At 67.3% G+C, this 21,955-nt stretch carries 18 protein-coding genes; 8 read left to right on the forward strand and 10 right to left on the reverse strand.

All coding sequences use genetic code 11. The features are described from left to right. Window positions 1-50: 50 nt before the first annotated feature. Both ITJ67_RS18500 and zapE read right to left on the reverse strand, forming a co-directional pair. The gene (locus tag ITJ67_RS18500) at window positions 51-1,283 is read right to left on the reverse strand and encodes an ammonium transporter (protein ID WP_160071847.1); all 1,233 of its coding nucleotides are present in this window, start codon (window positions 1,281-1,283) and stop codon (window positions 51-53) included. 205 nt (window positions 1,284-1,488) lie between these two features. Continuing rightward, window positions 1,489-2,475: a cell division protein ZapE gene (gene zapE, locus ITJ67_RS18505; protein WP_160074154.1), complete on the reverse strand. Its 987-nt coding sequence runs from the start codon at window positions 2,473-2,475 to the stop codon at window positions 1,489-1,491. A gap of 169 nt (window positions 2,476-2,644) precedes the next feature. Between zapE and ITJ67_RS18510 the strand changes: the two genes are divergently transcribed. Then, a complete protein-coding gene (locus ITJ67_RS18510) occupies window positions 2,645-3,088 on the forward strand; it encodes a SufE family protein (RefSeq protein ID WP_160071848.1) in 444 nt (147 codons plus the stop codon). Here the strand turns inward: ITJ67_RS18510 and ITJ67_RS18515 are convergent. After that, on the reverse strand, window positions 3,085-4,266 hold the full coding sequence (locus ITJ67_RS18515; protein ID WP_160071849.1) for an alpha/beta hydrolase: 1,182 nt from the start codon (window positions 4,264-4,266) through the stop codon (window positions 3,085-3,087). The two genes, ITJ67_RS18510 and ITJ67_RS18515, sit on opposite strands and share 4 nt — an antisense overlap. Before the next feature lie 104 nt (window positions 4,267-4,370). On the opposite strand from ITJ67_RS18515, the gene ITJ67_RS18520 reads away from it, so the two are divergent. The 4 genes from ITJ67_RS18520 to ITJ67_RS18535 all read left to right on the forward strand — a co-directional run bounded on the left by ITJ67_RS18520 (window position 4,371) and on the right by ITJ67_RS18535 (window position 9,641). Continuing rightward, a complete protein-coding gene (locus tag ITJ67_RS18520) occupies window positions 4,371-4,976 on the forward strand; it encodes a DUF3000 domain-containing protein (protein WP_160071850.1) in 606 nt (201 codons plus the stop codon). After that, on the forward strand, window positions 4,966-6,192 hold the full coding sequence (locus ITJ67_RS18525; protein WP_160071851.1) for a ribonuclease D: 1,227 nt from the start codon (window positions 4,966-4,968) through the stop codon (window positions 6,190-6,192). Before ITJ67_RS18520 ends, ITJ67_RS18525 begins: the two co-directional genes overlap by 11 nt. 75 nt (window positions 6,193-6,267) lie before the next feature. Beyond that, window positions 6,268-7,494 carry a thiolase family protein gene (locus ITJ67_RS18530; protein WP_323741503.1) on the forward strand — a complete coding sequence of 409 codons (1,227 nt, stop codon included), beginning with the start codon at window positions 6,268-6,270 and terminating at the stop codon, window positions 7,492-7,494. 47 nt (window positions 7,495-7,541) lie between these two features. Next, window positions 7,542-9,641 carry a 3-hydroxyacyl-CoA dehydrogenase NAD-binding domain-containing protein gene (locus ITJ67_RS18535; RefSeq protein WP_228503347.1) on the forward strand — a complete coding sequence of 700 codons (2,100 nt, stop codon included), beginning with the start codon at window positions 7,542-7,544 and terminating at the stop codon, window positions 9,639-9,641. A 78-nt stretch (window positions 9,642-9,719) separates the two neighbouring features. On the opposite strand, the gene ITJ67_RS18540 is transcribed toward ITJ67_RS18535, so the two are convergent. From ITJ67_RS18540 to dut, 5 genes are all read right to left on the reverse strand, one after another. Continuing rightward, window positions 9,720-10,871 (reverse strand): glycerol dehydrogenase, encoded by a 1,152-nt coding sequence (locus ITJ67_RS18540; RefSeq protein WP_160071854.1) that lies wholly within the window; start codon window positions 10,869-10,871, stop codon window positions 9,720-9,722. A 153-nt stretch (window positions 10,872-11,024) separates the two neighbouring features. Further along, window positions 11,025-13,841: an aconitate hydratase AcnA gene (acnA, locus tag ITJ67_RS18545; RefSeq protein WP_160071855.1), complete on the reverse strand. Its 2,817-nt coding sequence runs from the start codon at window positions 13,839-13,841 to the stop codon at window positions 11,025-11,027. 119 nt (window positions 13,842-13,960) lie between these two features. Continuing rightward, window positions 13,961-14,710 (reverse strand): DUF3159 domain-containing protein, encoded by a 750-nt coding sequence (locus ITJ67_RS18550; RefSeq protein ID WP_160071856.1) that lies wholly within the window; start codon window positions 14,708-14,710, stop codon window positions 13,961-13,963. Then, window positions 14,707-15,462: a DUF3710 domain-containing protein gene (locus ITJ67_RS18555; protein ID WP_160071857.1), complete on the reverse strand. Its 756-nt coding sequence runs from the start codon at window positions 15,460-15,462 to the stop codon at window positions 14,707-14,709. The genes ITJ67_RS18550 and ITJ67_RS18555 overlap by 4 nt, the downstream gene beginning before the upstream one ends. Beyond that, on the reverse strand, window positions 15,449-15,910 hold the full coding sequence (gene dut, locus ITJ67_RS18560) for a dUTP diphosphatase (protein ID WP_201297641.1): 462 nt from the start codon (window positions 15,908-15,910) through the stop codon (window positions 15,449-15,451). Before dut ends, ITJ67_RS18555 begins: the two co-directional genes overlap by 14 nt. Before the next feature lie 75 nt (window positions 15,911-15,985). On the opposite strand from dut, the gene ITJ67_RS18565 reads away from it, so the two are divergent. Next, entirely contained in the window at window positions 15,986-16,450 is a 465-nt protein-coding gene (locus tag ITJ67_RS18565) for a DUF3093 domain-containing protein (protein WP_104241347.1), read from the forward strand. A 113-nt stretch (window positions 16,451-16,563) separates the two neighbouring features. Here the strand turns inward: ITJ67_RS18565 and ITJ67_RS18570 are convergent, their stop codons facing one another. Continuing rightward, window positions 16,564-16,860, reverse strand: a complete 297-nt coding sequence (locus ITJ67_RS18570) for a DUF4193 domain-containing protein (RefSeq protein WP_104241348.1) — start codon at window positions 16,858-16,860, stop codon at window positions 16,564-16,566. Window positions 16,861-17,074: 214 nt separating this feature from the next. On the opposite strand from ITJ67_RS18570, the gene sepH reads away from it, so the two are divergent. Then, window positions 17,075-18,175: a septation protein SepH gene (gene sepH, locus ITJ67_RS18575; protein ID WP_194678621.1), complete on the forward strand. Its 1,101-nt coding sequence runs from the start codon at window positions 17,075-17,077 to the stop codon at window positions 18,173-18,175. A gap of 8 nt (window positions 18,176-18,183) precedes the next feature. Here the strand turns inward: sepH and ITJ67_RS18580 are convergent, their stop codons facing one another. After that, window positions 18,184-19,332 carry an alkaline phosphatase family protein gene (locus ITJ67_RS18580; protein ID WP_194678623.1) on the reverse strand — a complete coding sequence of 383 codons (1,149 nt, stop codon included), beginning with the start codon at window positions 19,330-19,332 and terminating at the stop codon, window positions 18,184-18,186. Window positions 19,333-19,384: 52 nt separating this feature from the next. Between ITJ67_RS18580 and ITJ67_RS18585 the strand changes: the two genes are divergently transcribed. After that, on the forward strand, window positions 19,385-21,922 hold the full coding sequence (locus ITJ67_RS18585; RefSeq protein WP_228503353.1) for a DNA gyrase/topoisomerase IV subunit A: 2,538 nt from the start codon (window positions 19,385-19,387) through the stop codon (window positions 21,920-21,922). The last annotated feature ends 33 nt before the right edge of the window (window positions 21,923-21,955 follow it).

The raw sequence follows: 21,955 nt of genomic DNA on the forward strand, positions 1-21,955 counted from the left end.
CCGTGCATCCACAGCTGTGGATGCACGGCCCCCGAAGGCCGTCCGCGTGATCAGCGGGACAGCGCGTAACCGGTTTCGCCGTGCACGACCACGTCGACGCCGGCCACTTCGTCCTCGTGGCGCACCCGGAAGCCGATGGTCTTCTGGATGACCCAGGCCACGAGGAAGCTCACTCCGAACGAGTAGAGGAGGACACCGAGGGAAGCGATGAGCTGGACGATGAGCTGCTCGAATCCGCCACCGGTGAAGAGACCGGTGTCGAATGCGAAGAGGCCAGGCCAGATGGAGCCGACAAGGCCGCCGACGAGGTGCAGGCCCACGACGTCGAGCGAGTCGTCGAAGCCGAGCTTGAACTTCAGCTCGATCGCGAAGGCGCAGAGGACACCGGACACGAGGCCGAGCAGCAGCGCCCAGCCTGGCGTCAGCACGGCGCAAGCCGGTGTGATCGCGACGAGGCCTGCGATCGCACCCGAGGCGGCGCCGATCGAGGTCGCCTTGCCGTTGCGCAGCTTCTCGACGATGATCCAGCCGAGGATACCCGCGGCGGGAGCCGCGATGGTGTTGATGAAGAGCAGTCCGGGTCCCGGGAACTCGGTGCCCTCAAGGTCGCCCCAGGCCGCGCCGACGTTGAAGCCGAACCAGCCGAACCAGAGGATCGCGGTTCCGAGGAGGACAAGAGGAACGTTGTGGGGCTGCGTGATGCCCTTGCCGAAGCCGACGCGCTTGCCGAGGACAAGAGCGAGGGCCAGCGCGGCCGCTCCGGCGTTGATGTGCACCGCCGTGCCACCCGCGTAGTCGATGACCTCGACGCCCTCGAAGCCGAGCTGCGCACCGAGCTGCATGATCCAGCCACCGCCCCAGACCCAGGCAGCAACGGGGAAGTACACGAACGTCGCGAAGATACCGGCGAAGAGCATCCACGCACCGAACTTCGCTCGGTCCGCGATGGCTCCAGAGATGAGGGCCGTGGTGATGATGGCGAAGGTGCCGCCGTATGCCGCACCGGCGGTCGCGTTGCTGTCCTGGATCAGGTTGGTCAGCGCGAAGTCGGAGAAGGGGTCACCCGCGAACTGGAAGAAGGAATCTCCCGAGACAGCGGACATGTTGTAGCCGTACAGGATCCAGAGCACTGCGACGAGGCCAAGGGCCCCGAACGAGAGCATCATCATGCTCACGACGCTCTTTTCCTTCACCATGCCGCCGTAGAAGAGGGCGAGTCCTGGTGTCATGAAGAGCACAAGCGCTGCGCTGATCATCAGCCAGGCGGTTCCACCGGTATCCATTGCATCCTCGCTTTCGCCACCCGTGCTGCGACCTGGAGGTCGCGTCGTCGTGACACGGGGTGGGGAGATGCAATGAGTCTGCGCAAGGCGCGTGTCAGCGATGGGGCGGGACCGTTTCCATCATGTTTCGGAGCGGCCCGGCGTGTTACGAGTCTGTGTCGCGAGCGTCGATGCCCCACCGGAGGCGCGGCAGGAGACGCACCCGTCACACGGAGGCGGTCTGCTCCTGCGCGGTCGAGGCGATGAGCCTGGAGACGCAGCGCAGGTACTTCTTGCGGTAGCCGCCGTCGATCATTCCACCGCCGAAGATTCGGTCGAGGGCGAGACCAGATGCTGCGATGGGGATCTGCGCGTCATAGACGCGGTCGATGAAGGCGACGAAGCGGAGGGCCTCAGCCTGGTCGGTCAGCTCGTGCACATCGCGGAGGGCGAGGAGGTCGACGTCCTCGACGAGCCGGACGTACTTGGACGGATGCACGGTAGCGAGGTGCTGCACGAGATCGTCGAAGCCGTCGTACGCGACCGACCTGCCGTCGGCGACCGCGTCGTCCACCAGCGAGTCGAGGCGCTCCGGCGGCGTGACGGCGGCATGGCCGGACATGTCGCGGCGACGGTAGTCGGTTCCGTCGATGCGGAGAGTGTCGAAGACGCCAGCGAGCTTCGTGATCTCGCGGAGGAAGTCCGAGGCAGCGAAGCGCCCCTCGCCCAGTGCGTTCGGCGGGGTGTTGCTCGTCGCGGCGACGCTCGTGCCCGAGTCGACGAGCTCACCCAGGAGTCTGGACATGACCATCGTGTCGCCCGGGTCGTCGAGCTCGAACTCATCGATGGCGATGAGGCTGGTTCCGCGCAGGGAACGGACGGCTTCGGCATAGCCGAGAGCGCCGACGAGCGCGGTGTACTCGATGAAGGTGCCGAAGTACTTGCGGCCAGGATGCGCGTGCCAGATCGAGGCGAGCAAGTGCGTCTTGCCGACGCCGAAGCCGCCGTCGAGATAGATGCCGGGCTTGACCGGCGGTGCCTTCTTGAGGAACCCGAAGAGGCCCTTGCTCCCGGACGCGGGGGCCGCCTTGACTCCTGCGAACCGCTCCCCCGCCTCGACGGCGGCGGCCTGGGATGGATACTCGGGATCGGGCCGGTAGGTGGCGAACTTGGCGGCGTCGAACTGCCTGGGAGGCACGAGGTCCTTCACCATCTCTGCCGCCGTGACGGTCGGTGAGAGTTCGGTCAGGTGCAGCAAGCGGCCTACGCCCACGGAGTCCTCGTACTTTCCAGTGAGTAATGCCCGGTGCGGGCTCCTGCAGATCCTACCGCCAGCCGCTCAGCTGCGCGTCGCCAGGGCACCTGCCCGGTACCGTGGTGGCATGCACGACGTCACGCTTCCGGAATCCCTCGACCTGCTCCGCGAGGAGCTGCTCGAGGTGTCGCCCCGCGATCGCCTCGAGCTCCTTGCCGAGATCGGTGCAGAGCTCCCCGGCGTCGACCCCGGCGACGCCGAGTCGTTCGAGCGCGTGATCGAGTGCCAGTCACCGGTCTTCTTCGACGTCTCACTGACGCCGGAGCGGCGTGTGCACCTGAGGATCTCAGTTCCACCCGGCGCTCCGATGACGCGGGGCTTCGCGGCTGCGCTCGTCCAGGGCGTGGATGGGCAGGAACCGGAGGCTCTCCTGCGACTCCCCGAGGACCTCCCGAGCGCTCTCGGTCTCACGGATCTGGTCTCGCCGCTGCGACGAAGCGGCATGGTTGCCCTTCAGGCGCGGGCGAAGCGCCAGCTGCTCGAGCGCCTCTCCGCGGCCGGACTCTCCTAGAAGGTCGCCAGCCACTCGTCCAGCGACTGCTCCCATCTTCCGCTGTCGACGTTCCAGAGCCGCGTATGCAGCGCTCGTTCGAACTCCCGATAGGTGACGAGGTCGGGGCGCCGCCTGGCGAGCTCGCGGCTCGCCTCGACCGGCACCACCGTGTCACCGCTCGAGTGGAAGAGCAGGATCGGCACCGTCAGCTCTGCGAGCCGATCGAGGATCTCCAGCTTCGAGAGCGGAATCGGCGCCTCCAGTCCGAGGAGCGGCCGGGCGAGCGGGCTGCCGATGAGCCAGATGCCGAGGGCGGTGACGAATCGAGGGAGCCGCATGGCCGACCCTTGATATCGAAGGATCGATCGCCAGCTCAACGCCGGAGACTCGAGGAAGATGCCCGCGATGAGCTCCCGGTGTCGCGCGTTGAGGGCCGCCTGCATCACCGTGCCCCCGCCCATCGACCAGCCGACGAGGATGATGCGCCGTGCACCCCTGGACACGGCCCAGTCCATCGCCGACTCGACATCGCGCCACTCCGTGGCTCCGAGACCGAACTTGCCGTCTGGCGAGGGCGGCGCCAGAGCGTCGTTGCGGTAGCTCACGACGAGCGAGTTCCAGCCTCGACCGCGGAAGAGCGGAACAGCGCGAAGGGGCTCCGTCATGACCGCGCCTCGACCGTGGACGTGGATCGCCCACGAGTCGCTGGCCTGGGCCGCGGGAATGAGCCAGGCTGGCATCGCACCGAGCGGCGTCTGCACATCCACCCAGCGCCAGGGCAGGTTGAGGTCTCGAACCCAGAGCTGCGGAGCAGATGCCAGGCGCACGGACCGCACGCGCTCGAGCTGCGCACCCTGCTCGCCCCAGAAGCGCCTCGTCACGGTGCGCTCCGACTCGTCGACCACGGCACCCACGTTGGCGCGACCCGTCTCGGCCGCGAAGACGAGGCTGTAGTGCCCGGGAGCGGCCGTCTCCGGCGTGCGCGCGAGCGTGACGGTCCCCGCCTGCTTGTCGACGCCGAGCAGACGGACCGGATCCTTGCGGCGGCGCGGCGGGGTGACGACTGCGCGCGCGACCATGGTCGACGCGGTCGCGACGACGGCCCCGAGTCCCACGACGAGAGCGCCGAGCGAGGCTGCGGCGAGTTTCGTCGCCGACGACGACGACTCGGTTGAGGCACGTTTTGCGGCACACATCACGTCGATGATGACGCAACCCGGCCGTGAACACGCCGGACGGGCGACGTTCCGACACGGCGCGCCTGATCTGCGGAGCCGAGGGCCAGGCCTAGTCTCGTCGCGTGGTTGTCCCGTTGCATCGATCCGCCCCGGAGTTCGAGGCCGCCGTAGAGGCGGTCCGTGCGGCCGAGTTCCGCTCTGCCCTCACGGTGAGCGAGATCCGGCCCCCGGCGAACCTGGCCCCCGAGTCGCTCGCTCTCTCCGGAGACGTGCGACCTACTGCTCACGCGAGCGATTCCGAACTCGGAACCGGCAGGTTCATCCTGCTGCACGATGAGAGCGAGCCAGAAGCCTGGCGCGGCGCCTTCCGCGTCGTGTGCTTCGCACAGGCTCCCCTCGAACCCGAGATCGGCGTCGACCCCTTCCTCGCACCCGTTGCCTGGTCGTGGCTCATGGATGCCCTCGAGTCCAGAGGTGCGGCCTTCGAGCACCCGTCCGGCACGGCAACGACCATCAACGGTCGGGGCTTCGGCGAGCTCGAAGAGCAGGGCGAGGGTGCCCAGATCGAACTCCGAGCATCCTGGACTCCACGGGAGACGGACCTCGCGGCTCACGCCGAGGCCTGGGGCGAGCTGCTCTGTCTGCTGGCGGGCATGCCCCCGGAGACCGAGGCCGACGACGGGGTCCAGGTTCTTCAGCACTTGAGGAAGGCGAAAGATGGGGCTTGATGCCGACCGTCTGAAAGCTGGCGGACTGGAGGTGATCGAGACCGAAGCGCAGCTGCAGGCGGCACTCGATCGTCTCGCCGCCGGCACGGGACCCGTTGCTGTGGATGCGGAGCGCGCATCCGGATACCGATATTCCGAGCGCGCCTACCTGGTGCAGCTCTACCGGCGAGGGAGCGGCACGCTCCTCATCGATCCGATCGCGACGGGATCACTCGCGCGGCTGCAGGAGATCATCGGAGACGAGGAGTGGATCTTCCACGCCGCGACACAGGATCTTCCGTGCCTCCGCGAGCTCGACCTCGACCCGAGCCTCATCTTCGACACCGAGCTGGCCGCGAGGCTCCTGGGGTACGAGAGAGTCGGGCTCGGCGCCGTCATCGAGCGCCTGCTCGGCATCTCACTCGAGAAGGCGCACTCAGCGGCCGATTGGTCGACTCGCCCATTGCCGGAGACCTGGCTCGCGTACGCGGCGCTCGACGTGGAGCTGCTCATCGACGTCAGAGACCAGCTCCACCAGGAGCTCATCGACGCAGAGAAGCTCGATGCCGCCCGCGAGGAGTTCGCGGACATCCTCACTCGCGAGCTCGGGGTCAAGAAGCCCGACCCGTGGCGACGCATCGGCGGCATCAGCCGGCTTCGCAGCCCGCGGGCCCTCGCTGTGGCGAGGGAGCTCTGGCTCTCTCGCGACGATGCGGCGCGGACTACCGACACCGCTCCTGGCCGACTCTTCCCCGACCGAGCACTCGCAGCGGTCGCGACGGCCATGCCCCGCACTCGAGGCGAGCTGGCTCGTCTGAAGGAATTCACCGGACGCGCATCCCGAACCCAGCTCGATCGCTGGTGGGGTGCCGTCGAGCGCGGCCTCACGACCGAGGAGCTGCCTCCGCAGGCCCCACGAGACCCGGACCGGATGCCGCACCACCGCCAGTGGGAGCAGCGCTCCCCCGAGGCGGACCGCCGGCTCAAGCTCGCACGCGAGTTCCTCGTGGCCCACGCCGAGACCCTCCACATGCCCGTCGAGAACCTCCTGACTCCTGAGCTACTGCGGCGAGCCGCCTGGGTCCCTCGCCAGCCTGTCTCCGCCGACGCCGTCGCGGAGCACCTGCGCGAGCTCGGCGCACGGGCCTGGCAGACCAGCGAAGTTGCACAGGGAATTGCCTCGGCTTTTGTAGAAGCTGACCAATTGACTTCCGGTCCGGACGACGAGGATTCGTAGCTTCACACGACGCATTGGCTTCCGATCAGGCGAGCATCCATAGGATGACCGAGTCAATAGATGCTTGGAGGCAGTGTGGCCAATCGAGAAGTGTTGTTCATCGACGGCGTTCGAACCCCATTCGGACGTGCGGGCGAGAAGGGCATGTACTGGAAGACCCGTGCGGATGACCTCGCAGTCAAGGCGATCAAGGGTCTCCTCGACCGGAACCCGCAGATCCCGCACGAACGCTACGACGACGTCGCCATCGCCGCGACAACCCAGCAGGGCGACCAGGGACTGACGCTCGGCCGATCCACGGCGATCCTCGCGGGACTTCCGAACACCGTTCCCGGCCTCGCCATCGACCGCATGTGCGCAGGCGCCATGACGGCCGTCACCACCATGGGGTCCGGCATCGGCTTTGGGGCCTACGACGTCACAATTGCCGGCGGCGTCGAGCACATGGGCAGGCACCCGCTCGGCATCGGCGCAGACCCAAACCCGCGCTTCGTCGCCGAGCAGCTCGTCAGCGGTGACGCCCTGAACATGGGCAAGACCGCCGAGCGACTCCACGATCGATTCCCGCAGCTCACGCGCGAACGCAGCGACCGCTACGCGATGCGCAGCCAGCAGAAGGCCGCTGCCGCCTACGAGAACGGCCAGCTGCAGCCGGACCTCATCCCCGTCGCCATCGAATCCGACGCCGGCTGGGGCCTCGCTACCCGCGACGAGACGCTCCGACCCGAGACGAACATGGCGACGCTCTCGACGCTGAAGACTCCATTCCGCCCGCACGGTCGCGTGACGGCCGGAAACGCCAGCGGACTCAACGACGGCGCGACCGCCGCGATCCTGGCCTCGAGCGCTGCCGCAAAGGAGTTCGGTCTCGCGCCGAAGATGCGCATGGTGACGTTCGCGTTCGCCGGAGTCCAGCCCGAGGTCATGGGTCTCGGGCCCGTGCCCTCGACCGAGAAGGCCCTCGACCGTGCCGGCATGACGATCGACGACATCGGACTCTTCGAGCTCAACGAGGCCTTCGCCGTCCAGGTGCTGTCGTTCCTCGACCACTACGGCATCGACGACGACGACCCCTCGGTCAACCCGTACGGCGGAGCCATTGCCATCGGCCACCCCCTCGCATCCTCCGGTGTTCGCCTCATGACACAGCTCGCGAAGCAGTTCGAGGAGCACCCGGAGGTCCGCTTCGGACTGACCGCGATGTGCGTCGGACTCGGACAGGGCGGCACGGTCATCTGGGAGAACCCGAACTGGAACGGCAAGTCGCACGCACGCCGAGGCTTCGGCAAGAAGGGACGCTGAGCACCATGGCAACCGATCTTCGAGCACGCTACGCTCCCCTGCTTGCAATGAGCACCGACGAGGTCGTGACGCACTCACTCGTCCGTGACGTCACACTGCCGAGCGGCCGCACGCTGGCCCTCATCACCCTCGACAACGGCCACGACTACACGCGCCCGAACACGCTCGGACCGGAGACCCTCGCCCAACTCGGCGAGGTCCTCTCCGGCCTGCGCGCTCGCGCCTCCTCCCATGACATCCACGCGGTTGCGATCACGGGCAAGCGATTCAACTTCGCAGCCGGAGCCGATCTCTCCAACGTGGGATCGATCCCGAGCCGAGAGGTCGCGCTCCTCCTCGCGAGGCTCGGACATGAGGTGCTCGGCTCCCTCGGCAAGCTCGGCGTACCGAGCTTCACGTTCTACAACGGTCTCGCGCTCGGAGGCGGCGTCGAGATCGGGCTCAACTCCGACTACCGCACGGTCGACGCGACTGTTCCTGCGTTCGCCCTGCCCGAGACCTTCCTCGGTCTCGTTCCAGGCTGGGGAGGCGCGAGCATCCTCCCGAACCTCATCGGCATCGAGAACGCCCTCAAGGTCATCATCGAGAATCCGCTCAAGCAGAACAGGATGCTCAAGGGACCCCAGGTCGCGGAGCTCGGCATCGCCGACGCGATCTTCCCGAGCTTGAACTTCCTTGAGGACTCGCTGGCGTGGGCCGACAAGGTCATCGGCGGAGACATCGAGGTCAAGCGGCCGAATGCTCCCGGACGCCTCGAGCGCCTCGCGAAGTGGGATCTCGCGATCAGCATCGCGAGGAAGTCGCTCGAGGAGAAGCTCGGCACCGTCGCACTCGCTCCCTACCGGGCGCTCGAGCTGCTCAAGCTCGCGAAGGGCGACGACCGCGAGAAGGGCTTCCCCGCGGAAGATGAGGCCCTGGCCGACCTCATCTCCGGCGACCAGTTCGTGGCATCGATCTACGCCTTCAACCTCGTGCAGAAGCGCGCGAAGCGCCCCGCAGGAGCCCCGGACAAGGCGCTCGCTCGCCGCATCGACAAGGTCGGCGTCATCGGTGCCGGACTCATGGCGACACAGTTCGCGACGCTCTTCGTGCGTCGCCTCAAGGTCCCGGTCGTCATCACCGACCTCGACCAGGCCCGCGTCGACACGGGAGTCGCGGCCATTCGGCGCGAGCTCGAGAAGCTGCACGAGAAGGGGCGGATCGAGAGCGACGAGTACGGCCGACTGATCGGCCTCGTCCACGGCACGACCGACCGGGGAGAGTTCGCGGACTGCGACTGGGTCATCGAGGCGGTCTTCGAGGAACTGGGCGTCAAGCAGCAGGTCTTCGCGGACTTCGAGAAGATCGTCGGACCGGAGACCGTTCTCGCTACGAACACCTCCTCGCTCTCGGTCGCGGAGATCGGCGCTCAGCTCGAACACCCGGAGCGCCTCGTGGGCTTCCATTTCTTCAACCCCGTGGCGCAGATGCCGCTCATCGAGGTCGTGCGGACCGACAGCACCGACGACGCGACGCTGGCGACGGCCATGGCAACCGCCAAGAATCTCAAGAAGACGGCCGTCATCACCAGGGATGCGCCAGGATTCGTCGTGAACCGCGTCCTCGCCAAGGTCCTGGGCGAGGCCATGAACGCGGTCGACACCGGCACCTCGTTCGAGACCGTGGACCACGCGCTCGACAGGATCGGCCTCCCGATGACACCGTTCGAGCTGCTCGAGCTGGTCGGGCTCAAGGTCGGCGCCCACGTGCTCGACACGCATCACAAGGCGTTCCCTGAGCGGTTCTTCGAGTCGGAGAACCTGCACAGGTTGGCCGACTACGGCAAGCTGTACGACCGCGACGGCAAGGGACGTGTGAAGGGCTTCGACAAGAAGGCCGTGCAGATCGTCGCCGGGGGCAAGACACCGATGACCGCCGCCTCGTTCGCGGACCGTGTCGAGGTCGGTCTCGCCGACGAGATCAAGCGGATGCTCGATGAGAAGGTCGTTGCGGCGCCCGAGGATATCGACCTGTGCCTCATCCTGGGTGCTGGCTACCCGTTCCAGGCAGGTGGCATCACGCCGTACCTCGACCGGGTCGGAGCCTCGCAGAAGGCGTTCGGAGGCACCTTCCACACACCGCCCATCCGCGGAGCTGCGTCGCACTGATCGATCCTGCCAGCTGACGACGAAGGCGCCTCCTCCCCCGAAGCTCGGGTGAGGAGGCGCCTTCGTCGCGTGGCGTCGTCAGTGCTTGGCGTGGTACTTGACCGGCTCGGGGAGCCCGGCCTCAGCACGGATACGGCGCGAGAGCCGCTCGAGCGAGGTGAGCGCGGCGATGACATCGTCGGACGACACCGCGAACGGCATGTTGTGGATCGTCTCCCCCGCCACGGTCGCAGCCTCGGCGACGAGCCGCAACTCGTGCTTGTCGTCGGTGGAGAGCCCGATCTCCGTGAGCGTCGTCGGCAGCCCGAGCTTCGTGGTGAAGACGATGAAATCGCGGATCTCCTCCGCGGGCGCCCCCTCCAGGATGAGCTGAGCGATCGATCCGATGTTGACCTTCTCGCCGTGCTGCAGGCCGTGCGTCTGCGGTGCGGCCGTCAGACCGTTGTGGATCGCGTGGGCGGCGGCGAGTCCACCGGATTCGAAGCCGAGCCCCGAGAGCAGCGTGTTCGCCTCGATGGCCCGCTCGAGAGCTGGCGTCACGACGCCGTCCTCGACGGCGTCGAGCGCGATCGCCGCGTTCTCCCAGAGGACGTCCCAGCTGAGCTTCGCGAGGGCCGTGCCGGTCTGCGTGGGCAGTCCGCCCGCCATCGTGCTCGCGTTGGAGCGGCTTGTCGCACGGGCCTCGAGCCACGTGGCCAGCGCATCGCCGAACCCCGCCACGAGGAACCGTGCGGGTGCATCCGCCACGAGCTGGGAGTCGATGAGCACGAGGTCAGGGTTGCGAGGGAAGAAGCGGTACTCCTCGAACTCCCCCGCCTCCGTGTAGATGACGGCGAGCGCCGAGGTCGGCGCGTCGGTGGATGCGACCGTGGGGACACTCACCCATCGGACGCCAGCGAGGTAGCCAGCGGCCTTCGCGGCGTCGATCGTGCTGCCCCCGCCGACGGCGACGATCACATCGCTGCCGCTCGCCTTGATGACCTCGACGATGCGATCGATCTCACCCGAGGAGGCGACGCCATTGAAGCGCTCGCGCGGGACCTCGGCCTCTCCCCCGGTGAACGAGGTCGCGAGGCGCTCCCCGAGGAGGTCCCAGACGAAGTCGTCCGCGAGCAGCAGCGGGGTCGACCCGATCTGCGCGACGAACTCCCCGAGCCGTGCGAGCGCGCCCTTGCCCTGCACATAGCGGCCGGGGCTCAGTACGGTGCGGATGGGAATCTCAGTGCTCATGCGGAACTCCTTCGTCGTGGGAAATCGCTCCAACGGTATCGACCGGAGATGCATGCGCACAGCGACCGCTCTCAGCGAGTGAAAGCGCGAATCGTGTACGACGCCGAAGGGCGGAGCCTCTCGGCTCCGCCCTTCGGTTCTGCACTGCGCCTGCTACGCCGTGGCGAGCTGGCGGAGCACGTACTGCAGGATTCCGCCGTTGCGGTAGTAGTCGGCTTCACCGGGGGTGTCGATGCGAACGACAGCGTCGAACTCGATCGTCTGCTTGCCCTCGGGCGAGTCAGAGGTGGGCTCCGCGATGACGTGCACCGTCTTGGGCGTGAAGCCCTCGTTGAGCTGCTCGATGCCCTGGATCGAGATCGACTCCGTGCCATCGAGGCCGAGCGATGACCAGCTCTCGCCTGCCGGGAACTGCAGCGGGACGACACCCATGCCGATGAGGTTCGAGCGGTGGATGCGCTCGAAGCTCTCGACGATGACGGCGCGGACGCCGAGCAGGCTCGTGCCCTTGGCAGCCCAGTCGCGAGAAGAGCCGGAGCCGTACTCCTTGCCACCGAGGACGACCAGCGGCGTGCCGGACTCCGCGTAGTTCTGTGCGGCGTCGTAGATGAACGACTGCGGTCCATCGGGCTGCGTGAAGTCACGCGTGTAGCCGCCCTCGACGCCGTCGAGGAGCTGGTTCTTGAGACGGATGTTCGCGAACGTTCCACGGATCATGATCTCGTGGTTGCCGCGACGCGAGCCGTAGGAGTTGAAGTCCTTGCGACCGACGCCGTGCTCCGTCAGGTATTTTCCGGCGGGGCTGTCTGCCTTGATCGATCCAGCAGGGCTGATGTGGTCGGTCGTGACCGAGTCGCCGAGCTTGGCGAGCACTCGCGCGCTCTTGATGTCGGTGACCGGCGTGAGCTCCATGACCATGCCATCGAAGTACGGGGGCTTCCGGACGTACGTCGACTGGTCATCCCACTCGAACGTGGCGCCGGTGGGCGTGGGGAGCGAGCGCCAGCGCTCGTCGCCGTCGAAGACCGCCCCGTACTCGCGCGTGAACATGTCCGTGTCGATCGACGTGTCGATCGTGGACTGCACCTCGTCTGCGGTCGGCCAGATCTCGCTGAGGAAGACGTCCTTCCCGTCCGAGTCCTTGCCGAGCGCCTGCGTCTCGAAGTCGAAGTCCATCGTTCCGGCAAGCGCGTAGGCGATGACCAGTGGCGGCGAAGCCAGGTAGTTCATCTTCACGTCGGGGTTGATGCGACCCTCGAAGTTGCGGTTTCCGGAGAGAACAGCGGTGACGGCGAGGTCGTTGTCGTTGATCGCCTCGGAGATCTCCTCGTTCAAGGGACCCGAGTTGCCGATGCACGTCGTGCAGCCGTAACCGACCGTGTAGAAGCCGAGGGCCTCGAGCGAGTCGGTGAGTCCGGCCTTCTCGTAGTAGTTCGTGACGACCTTCGAGCCGGGGGCGAGCGTGGTCTTGACCCACGGCTTCGCCTTCAGTCCGCGCTCGCTCGCCTTCTTGGCGAGGAGGCCCGCCGCGAGCATGACCGAGGGGTTGGAGGTGTTGGTGCAGCTCGTGATGGCCGCGATGGCAACGGAGCCGTGGTCGATCGTGTAGCTCTGGCCATCCGCACCCTGCACCTGAACCGGCTTGCGGTCGTGCGAGAAGGTCGGCGCCGTCTGCTGCTCGCGGACGTCGGAGTCCTCGGAGGTCGGCGTGAGCTTGGCGGGGTCGGATGCCGGGAAGCTGTCCTCGCCGGCGACGTCGACGAGTCCGAAGTCTTCCGCCGTGTAGTCGTTGAGGTCGGCGCCGAACTGGCCCTTGGCCTTGGACAGCTCGATGCGGTCCTGCGGGCGACGGGGGCCGGCGATCGACGGGACGACGGTCGAGAGGTCGAGCTCGAGGTACTCCGAGTAGGAGAGCTCCTTGCTCGGGTCGTGCCAGAGGTGCTGCTCCTTGGCGTACGCCTCGACGAGCTTGACCTGCTCCTCGCTGCGGCCCGTGAGGCGCAGGTAGCTGAGGGTCTCGTCGTCGATCGGGAACATGGCGGCCGTCGAGCCGAACTCGGGGCTCATGTTGCCGATCGTGGCGCGGTTGGCGAGCGGCACTGCGCCGACGCCCTCGCCGTAGAACTCGACGAATTTGCCGACGACGCCGTGCTTGCGCAGGAGGTCGGTAATCGTGAGGACGACGTCGGTCGCGGTGACGCCCATGGGGATCTGGCCCTTGAGCTTGAAGCCGACGACCTTCGGGATGAGCATCGACACGGGCTGGCCGAGCATGGCCGCCTCTGCCTCGATGCCGCCGACGCCCCAGCCGAGCACGCCGAGTCCGTTGACCATCGTGGTGTGGGAGTCGGTGCCGACGAGGGTGTCCGGGTAGGCCTGCAGCACGCCGCCCACCTCGCGGACGAAGGTGACGCGCGCCAGGTACTCGATGTTGACCTGGTGGACGATGCCCGTTCCCGGGGGGACGACCTTGAAGTCTTCGAAGGCGGTCTGGCCCCAGCGGAGGAACTGGTAGCGCTCGCCGTTGCGCTGGTACTCGATCTCGACGTTGCGCTCGAGCGCGTCGGCCTGACCGAAGAGGTCGGCGATGACCGAGTGGTCGATGACGAGCTCAGCGGGCGCGAGCGGGTTGACCTTCTCGGGGTCACCGCCCAGCTGGGTCACGGCCTCGCGCATGGTGGCGAGGTCGACGATGCAGGGAACACCGGTGAAGTCCTGGAGGACGACACGCGCAGGCGAGAACTGGATCTCGGTGTCCGGGTCTGCCGAAGGCACCCACGAACCGAGCTTCTGGATCTGCTCTGCGGTCACATTCGCGCCGTCTTCGGTGCGGAGGAGGTTCTCGAGGAGAACCTTGAGGCTGAAGGGGAGTTTCTCGAACCCCTCAACCTTGTCGATGCGGAAGATCTCGTACTCGGTGCCGTCGACACTGAGCGTGTCTTTGGCTCCGAAGCTGTTGACTGCGGTCACGTCTCGGCTCCTTCTTTGCAACTCTGGGTGCGCGGCCCGCGCCCAGCAATCATCTCGCGTCTCGCCGTGGCTTGCCTCGAAGGTGATCCTGAGTTGATCGAGACGCTTTTATCTTGACATCAAGATACTTTACCTGGTTCACTCTGCGTTCCCGACCGTGACGCACTCAGGAGCGCCCGGACGAAGAGCACCGTCACGACGAGGACGACGGCATACATGGGGGTTCCCATGAGCAGTCGAGCGAGGCCGAGCGCCTCGACGTTGCCGGCGAAGTAGAGCGGCAGCTGCACGACGAGTCGCAGCGCGAAGAAGCCGACCCAGACGAGCGTTATGACGGACATCCACCGCAGCATCGCGCGGTCCTGGCGCCAGCTCGACCCCTGCCCGGTGATGAGCCCCGTGACCAGCCCGATGACGGGCCAGCGGACGAGGACCGAGACGAGCAGAGCCGCACCGTAGGCGGCGTTGGTGTAGAACCCGACGAGGTAGAAGTTCTCGCCTCTGCCCGTCGTCATGGCAAGGATGCCGGAGATCAGGAGCGCGACGAGGCCCGAGATCGCGGGCACGACGGGCTCCTTCTGCACTGCGCGGACCACGATGAACAGGAGACCGAGGACCGCGGGGGCGAGGACCGCGATCCACAGCTCGGTACCGAGGGTGAACAGCACGAGGAACACGATGCCAGGAAGGAGCGTCTCGATCAGGCCGCGCACGCCGCCCATGGCAGCGAGGAGCGACGCACCAGAGATGCCGCCCTCCGTGAGCCTGCCGAGCGACGACGACTTCGCGACGTCTTCCAGCTTGCGCCTGTTCGGCGCGTCGGCGGAGGGCTCCGCCTGCTCGGGCCGGTCGTCCTCGGGCAGCGTCATGCCTGCTCTGCCTCCCCGGATGCGGCGTCCTCGGTTGCTGTCTTCGACGTCGGGTCGGCCATTGCCTTGGGGACGACGAGCGTGAGGAGCTCGCGCGGAGGCAGCGGGGCTTCACCGCGGACGACGACAACGCTCCTGAACAGCTCCACGAGCTCGACACGGGTGGCCTCGTCGCGCAATGCCTTGCCCGTCAGGACGCCTCGGAGGAACCAGCGCGGACCATCGACGCCGAAGAAGCGCGCGGACCTGGTCTGGTTCGACGCGGCTCCCTTGATGACCACCGGGATCTTCGTGTCGAGGACGGGGCCGAGGATGCCCTCCACCTCTTCCGCCGTTCCGCCCTGCTTGCGGACCTGTTCTGCGAGCTGAGCCATGATCGAATGCCAGAGTCCGGTGGATCGAGGCGCAGCGAACGCCTGGATCTGCATGGTCGACTCCTTGTAGTCGAGGGCGACGGCGACGAGTCGCTTCGTCTTCTCCTCGACCTCGAGCCGGAGCCCGAGCCCTTCACGAGCCGGGATGCGCAGCGCGCCCAGGTCTACGTAGCGCTTCGCGGGGCTCGCCTCCGAGATGTCGAACGGTCCGCGGGTCTCGCGATCGTCAGGCGCGGACTTCGCATCCATGTCATCGTCGTCTTCGAGATCGACCGCGTCGTCGAGCTCTTCCTCTTCGATGCCCTCGTCGTCGACGGTGAGCTTGTCGGCCTTCTCAGGCTTCTCTTCTTCCTTCTTGAGGAAATCAAACAGTCCCATTGGGTGCCTCCTGGTCAGACGAATAGCCGGTGGAGCCGAAGCCGCCCTCTCCACGCTGCGAGGCGGAGAGCTGCTCGGTCTGGATGAAACGCACTGGCGCGAGCTGCATGACCACGAGCTGCGCGATCCGATCGCCTGCCGCGATGGCGTAGCTCTCGGACGAATCGGTGTTGAGCATGATCACCTTCACCTCACCCCGGTAGCCCGAGTCGATGGTGCCAGGCGCGTTGACGAGCGTGATGCCGTGCTTCGCGGCCAGCCCCGAGCGCGGCATCACGAAGCCGACGGTTCCCGCCGGAAGCTCGAGTCGAACCCCCGTGCCCACGACGGCGCGCTGGCCGGGGGCGAGAGTGACGGATTCGGTCGCGATCAGGTCGGCCCCGGCGTCGCCTGGCTGGGCGAACGTGGGGAGGACGCCCGAGACGGGCACATCTATGGCAATGCTCACCGTACGAGCCTAGCCGAGGCGTGACCGGATCGTGATCTGACAGCGGCGCACGACAAAGCGTGATGCAATATCTCCATGCCTGTCTTCCACGAGCGCTTGTGGCCAGCCGCCTGGGTGTACGCCGTCGGCTTCCTCATGGTGCCCGCCGTCATCCTCGTGTTCACGCCGATCAACTTCTGGATCGGCGCGGCCATCGCGGTGACGCTCTACGCCGCGTTCCTCACGCTCGTCCTGGCTTACTCGCCCATCATCGAGGTCACGGCGACCCAGGTCAGGGTCGCGGGCGCCCACGTGCCGCTGAGCTTCACAGGTCAGTGTCTCCCGCACACGACCCGTGAGCGTGCTCGTCTCGCCGCGGGTCCCCAACTGGACCTGCGTGCCTGGCTGTGCATCCGTGGCTGGATCCCGACCTCACTCACGATCGAGATCACCGACGACGCAGACCCAGTCCCCTACTGGCTGATCTCCACGCGTCGACCCACCGAGCTCGCGGCCGCCATCACCGAAGCCCGGGCTGTGAACAGACGTCAGACGAGCTGATGCGGAGAGACGCGCCGGTCGCACGACACTGAGCCGCGTTCCCCTGTCTCACCGACAAACGACCGAAGCCGCACCCCTCGGGATGCGGCTTCGGTCGTGTGCTCTGCCTACGATCAGGCGGTTGCGCAGTCGTGGCAGATCGGCCCGAGGGCCGAGCTCTTCTCGAGCTGCGAGCGGTGCTTGACGAGGAAGCACTCGACGCAGGTGAACTCGTCGGCCTGCGGCGGGATCACCACGGTCTCGAGTTCAACGTCTGCGAGGTCTGCCGCAGAGAGGTCGAAGCTGCCGGGGTTGTCCGCATCTTCGGCGTCAACGCTGCCGGAGAGACGATCCGGCACTCGCTCCTTCAGCGCCTCGATGGACTCTGCGTCATCGTCGGTCTTGCGAGGTGCGTCGTAGTCGGTCGCCATACCTATCCAAATCTCTTCAATGGGGGGGAACTCCCCCAGGCGCGGCAATTGTGCACGACTCAGGGGTGAAACTCAAACCGAAGTGAGCAGTGTTCGCGCGGAGCGAGATCGAATCCACGCCTGAGTTGGACGGCGCGCCCCGGGGCTCCCCGATTCCACCCTCGTCGCGTGTGATGCTGTGGCCCAGGAATCGGCAACGCCAAGGAGTACGAGCATGCATGAGCTCAGATTCATCGACCTGGATGAAGGTGCCCTCGTCGTGTCCGGAGATGACGGCCAGCGCTTCCGCGTCGTGATCGACGAAGCGCTCCGTGACGCGCTGCGCCCGCGCATCTCCACTCGCGTCGACGCGCCGAAGGTGCCTCCGCGCGCCATCCAGCAGCTCATCCGCGCCGGGAAGACCATCGACGAGGTCATTGAGCTCACGGGGGCAGCCCGTGAGGACGTGGTCCGCTTCGAGGGACCTGTTCGCGCCGAGCGCGACTACCTCGTGCGCCAGGCGCGCGCGGTCACCGTTCGATTGAAGACCGACACCGACCCTCTCGGCCAGGACGGAACGAGCTTCGGCGAGGTCATCGACGACCGCCTTGAGGCGTCCTCAGCTGCCGCAGTCATCTGGGATGCCTGGAAGGACGATGAAGAGGGCTGGAGAATCGGCCTGTCCTTCGCCGTCGACGAGATTTCACGGGAGGCGCTGTGGGGCTTCGAGCCGAAGACTCAGGCGCTCACCCCCCTGAACCCGACAGCGACGATGCTCTCGCAGCAGGGTGAACCCGCGTCGCTCGGCAGCCCCCGGCTCCGCGCCGTCATGGAGTCCCCGCAGCGTGAGCCCTCACCAGCTCCCTCCGTGGAGCCGGTGAGCAAGGAGCCGGTCTCCTGGATCGGTGCCGCGGCGTCGCGACTCGAGCGAGCGACCGAGCAGCAGCACCACGAGACGGCCGATCTCCTTGAGGCCCTCCGGCGGCGTCGCGGAGAGCGCGTCCCGCAGTCCTTCGAGGACGACGCCGAGGACGGCGACGATCAGGGCTCGACGCATGATGGTGACGATGATCAGTCGCCAGCGTCCGAGCAGACGCCCGTTAAGCTCTTCGCTCCCCGAGTTCGGGACGAGGACAGCTTCGAGACGGAGACCATCGAGCCGAGCGATCTCGGCTCAGGTGGGGTGCGGGCGGTCGACGTGCCGCTCGACGGACTCGATGACCCAAAGCACGAGGCGAACGAACCAGCACCGTCGAAGCACTCGCCGAAACGCTCCGGGCGCGCCGCGATGCCCAGCTGGGACGAGATCGTCTTCGGGACCCGCAGCGACGAGTAGGTGCGCGGCTAGCGGGTGAAGGCTCCGGCACGGATGAGCGGAACGATCGTCTCTTCCGGGGTGATCGATCCATGCTGTCCGACGACGAGCCTCGCACCTGACTGCATCGAGGTGGCGTAGAACGTGACTCCCTTCGTTGCCGCGACGACGACATCGCCGATGCGCTCGGCTGCGACGGGGTCGACGTTCGGGCCGTACCACCCCTCGGAGACCGCCTCCTGCCGCGTGACGATCGTGGCGCGTGTTCCCTGGGATGCGGTCCACCTGTCGCGCAGTTCTCCCGCCGCGTCCGCCGGCGATCCCGGCTCGAGGTAGAGGTGGCGGAGCCGTGGCTCGCCGGCCATGGCGAGTACGCCGTCGAAGAGCGGGTCGTCGTCGTCGACATCGATCTGCCGATGCCTGGGGATGTCGATCATGCCGTGATCGGCGGTGACGAGGATGCCGGTGCCGGCATCTACTCCCCTGGCGAGTCCGTCGAAGGCCGCGTCGAGCTCCTCCAGGCGTGCCAGCCAGGCGTCCGACTCCCAGCCGTGGGCGTGCCCCGCCTGATCGAGCTCCGCGTTGTACAGGTAGATGAGCGCGCGCGGGTGGTTGTCGAGTGCCCGCAGCGTCACCTCGACCCGCTCCTGCATCGTGCCGCCCTCGAGGTAGAGGGCACCGCGAAGGGAGGCGTGCGTGAGGCCTGAGTCGCGGTACTGCGGCATACCCACGACGATGCTCTGCACTTCGGAGCCCCCGTCACGCAGCTCCTCGAAGATCGTGCGGCGCAGCTGCCAGGTCGCGGGGTCCATCCCGTCCCCCCAGCCCGAGAGCTGGTTGCGGATGACACCAGCAGCCCGGTCGAAGAGGGAGTAGCCGAGCAGCCCGTGCTCACCAGCTCGAGTCGCCGTCGTGAGCGAGGTGATCCCGGCGACGGTGGTCGATGGGAACGAGAAGGCGGTGTCCTTCTTGCGCCAGTCCGCCGTGAGGCGCCTGGCGTGCCCGGTGCGGGCGCGGAGCATCGAGGCTCCGAGCCCGTCGACGAGCATGACCACGACCGAGCGGGTCTCCGGCAGCCCGAGGGAACCGGTCTCACCCCGCAGAGACGCGAGCGAATTCGGCAACACGTCGGAGAGCGTCGGGCGACCGCTCGCCGCGCTGAATAGCATGGACGACATCCGTCCCAGTCTCCCACAGGGGCGCCGAAGCACGACCCTCCCGACAGGTGACATGAGTACAACACGCAACGACGGCTCCGCTTCGATGAGCGAGCAGCGCATCGAGGACATCGACGTCTCGACAGAGATGCAGTCCTCATTCCTCGAGTACGCGTACTCGGTCATCTACGCGAGAGCGCTCCCGGATGCACGCGACGGCCTCAAGCCGGTCCAGCGGCGCATCCTCTACCAGATGGCTGAGATGGGGCTTCGACCCGACCGGGGGCACGTCAAGTCGGCGCGCGTCGTCGGCGAGGTCATGGGACGCCTCCACCCACACGGCGACACCGCTATCTACGATGCGCTCGTGCGCATGGCCCAGGGCTTCGTCCAGCGCGTGCCGACGATCGATGGGCACGGCAACTTCGGTTCGCTCGATGACGGCCCTGCAGCCCCGCGATATACGGAGGCGCGCCTCGATGCCGCCGCCCTCGCGCTCACCGCGGAGCTCGACGAGGACGTCGTCGACTTCGTGCCGAACTACGACAGCTCGACCACGCAGCCCGAGGTGCTTCCCGCGGCCTGGCCGCACCTTCTCGTCAACGGAGCGAGTGGCATCGCGGTGGGCATGGCCACGAACATGGCGCCGCACAACCTCGGAGAGGTGATCGCCGGGGCGTTGCACCTGCTCGAGAACCCCGGTGCGACGCTCGAGGAGATCATGCAGTTCATCCCGGGCCCGGACCTCCCGTCCGGCGCGCGGATCACGGGCCTCGATGGCATCCGGGATGCGTACGCGGGAGGTCGCGGATCGTTCCGGACGCGTGCCACCGCGAGTGTGGAACGCGTGACGGCCCGCAAATCGGGCATCGTCGTGACCGAGCTTCCCTACATGGTCGGCCCCGAGAAGGTCATCGAGAAGATCAAGGACGGCGTCCAAGCGAAGAAGCTCGCCGGCATCAGCGACGTCGCCGACCTCACCGACCGCAAGCACGGCCTGCGCCTCGTCATCGAGATCAAGACCGGATTCGACCCAGATGCCGTGCTCGAGCAGCTGTACCGGCACACGCCCCTCGAGGACATGTTCCACATCAACAACGTGGCGCTGGTCAACGGGGGTCCGCAGACGCTCGGGCTCATCGAGCTGCTCCGCGTGTACCTCGACCACCGCATCCAGGTGGTGCGGAGGCGAAGCGCCTTCCGGCTCGCGCGGAGGCTCGAGCGCCTGCACCTCGTCGAAGGCCTCCTCGTCGCGATCCTCGACATTGACGAGGTCATCCAGATCATCCGGTCGAGTGACGACGCCTCGGCGGCTGGCGAGCGACTGCGCATCGTCTTCGACCTCTCGGAGCTGCAGTCGGACTACATCCTGGAGCTGCGCCTGCGCCGCCTCACGAAGTTCTCGCGCATCGAGCTCGAGTCGGAGCGCGACCAGCTCAAGCAGGAGATCGCCGAGCTCGAGCGTCTGCTCGGCGACGAGAAGCTGCTGCGCGCGCGGGTCGGCACCGAGCTCCAGGAGACCAGCGATCGCTTCGCAACACCGCGACGCACGCTGCTCACCGAGGGTCAGGGCGCCCCGCCGAAGCGCGGCAAGGCGGTCGAGACCACGCAGCTGCAGCTCGCGGACTCGCCCACCCAGGTGCTGCTCTCGACCACGGGGCGGCTCCTCAGGGTCGACACGGCCGACGCCGATGCGCGCCTCCAGCAGCCGTCGCGGCGCAGCAAGCACGACGCTGTGCGCTCCCACGTCACCACGACGGTCCAAGGCGAGCTCGGCGCTGTCACGAACCTCGGGCGGCTGATCCGCGTACCCGTCGTAGCCCTCCCCTCCAGCCCCCAGGGGTCGGTGCTGCTCTCCGCCGGAGTCAAGGCACACGACTTCATCGGGCTCACGAGCCCCAAGGAGCAGGTCGTCGCGCTCGTGCCCATCGACCAGGAGACGCCGATTGCGCTTGGGACGAAGCTGGGCGTCGTCAAGCGGGTGACGGGCATCGACTTCGGCAAGAACCGTGAGCTCGAGATCATGACGCTCAAGGCAGGGGACGAGGTCGTCGGAGCCGCGCTCGCGTCAGACGAGGATGCGCTCGTCTTCGTGACCGATGACGCGCAGCTGCTGCGCTTCTCCGGGAAGCTCGTTCGTCCGCAGGGCCGTTCCGCTGCCGGCATGGCCGGCATGAAGGTCTCCGAGGGCGCCGTGGTCCTCGCGTTCTCCGTCGTCGCGGCCGCCAACGTCGAGATCTGCGAGGTCGCGAGCGTCGCGCGCAACGAGGACGCCCTCGAGGGCACCGACTCGGGCACGGCGAAGGTCTCCAGCCTCAGCGAGTTCCCGGCGAAGGGACGCGCGACCGGCGGGGTCCGGGCCCAGCGGCTCCTGCGCGGGGAGCGACGCCTCAGCGCTGCCTGGGTCGGCCCGGGCGCCCCGTTCGGCAACGCGCGTGACGGTGCGATCCGTGCCCTCCCGACGGGCGGCGCGAAGCGCGACGCGTCTGGCACGCCACTCGACCAGGTCGTCGACCTCATCGGACGCGGCATCGGAGACCCGACGCCGGTCGCCGACGCCGCCGACGCGTCGTCAGCCCAGAGCAGCCCCGAGACACCGGCGACAGACTGAGCTGCTGCGCGCAGTATGCATGAGGCCGGCCCC

The organism is Pseudoclavibacter sp. VKM Ac-2867 (assembly GCF_015351275.1).
Classification (GTDB): domain Bacteria; phylum Actinomycetota; class Actinomycetes; order Actinomycetales; family Microbacteriaceae; genus Pseudoclavibacter.

What these genes read in the sequence shown, in the direction of transcription:
- ITJ67_RS18540 (WP_160071854.1), bottom strand. Translation starts at nt 10,871, where the DNA reads ATGAGCACTGAGATTCCCATCCGCACCGTACTGAGCCCCGGCCGCTAT.
- ITJ67_RS18580 (WP_194678623.1), bottom strand. Translation starts at nt 19,332, where the DNA reads ATGTCGTCCATGCTATTCAGCGCGGCGAGCGGTCGCCCGACGCTCTCC.
- ITJ67_RS18535 (WP_228503347.1), top strand. Translation starts at nt 7,542, where the DNA reads ATGAGCACCGACGAGGTCGTGACGCACTCACTCGTCCGTGACGTCACA.
- zapE (WP_160074154.1), bottom strand. Translation starts at nt 2,475, where the DNA reads ATGGTGAAGGACCTCGTGCCTCCCAGGCAGTTCGACGCCGCCAAGTTC.
- sepH (WP_194678621.1), top strand. Translation starts at nt 17,075, where the DNA reads ATGCATGAGCTCAGATTCATCGACCTGGATGAAGGTGCCCTCGTCGTG.
- ITJ67_RS18555 (WP_160071857.1), bottom strand. Translation starts at nt 15,462, where the DNA reads ATGGGACTGTTTGATTTCCTCAAGAAGGAAGAAGAGAAGCCTGAGAAG.
- ITJ67_RS18515 (WP_160071849.1), bottom strand. Translation starts at nt 4,266, where the DNA reads ATGTGTGCCGCAAAACGTGCCTCAACCGAGTCGTCGTCGTCGGCGACG.
- ITJ67_RS18525 (WP_160071851.1), top strand. Translation starts at nt 4,966, where the DNA reads ATGGGGCTTGATGCCGACCGTCTGAAAGCTGGCGGACTGGAGGTGATC.
- ITJ67_RS18550 (WP_160071856.1), bottom strand. Translation starts at nt 14,710, where the DNA reads ATGACGCTGCCCGAGGACGACCGGCCCGAGCAGGCGGAGCCCTCCGCC.
- ITJ67_RS18500 (WP_160071847.1), bottom strand. Translation starts at nt 1,283, where the DNA reads ATGGATACCGGTGGAACCGCCTGGCTGATGATCAGCGCAGCGCTTGTG.
- ITJ67_RS18565 (WP_104241347.1), top strand. Translation starts at nt 15,986, where the DNA reads ATGCCTGTCTTCCACGAGCGCTTGTGGCCAGCCGCCTGGGTGTACGCC.
- ITJ67_RS18570 (WP_104241348.1), bottom strand. Translation starts at nt 16,860, where the DNA reads ATGGCGACCGACTACGACGCACCTCGCAAGACCGACGATGACGCAGAG.
- ITJ67_RS18585 (WP_228503353.1), top strand. Translation starts at nt 19,385, where the DNA reads ATGAGTACAACACGCAACGACGGCTCCGCTTCGATGAGCGAGCAGCGC.
- ITJ67_RS18510 (WP_160071848.1), top strand. Translation starts at nt 2,645, where the DNA reads ATGCACGACGTCACGCTTCCGGAATCCCTCGACCTGCTCCGCGAGGAG.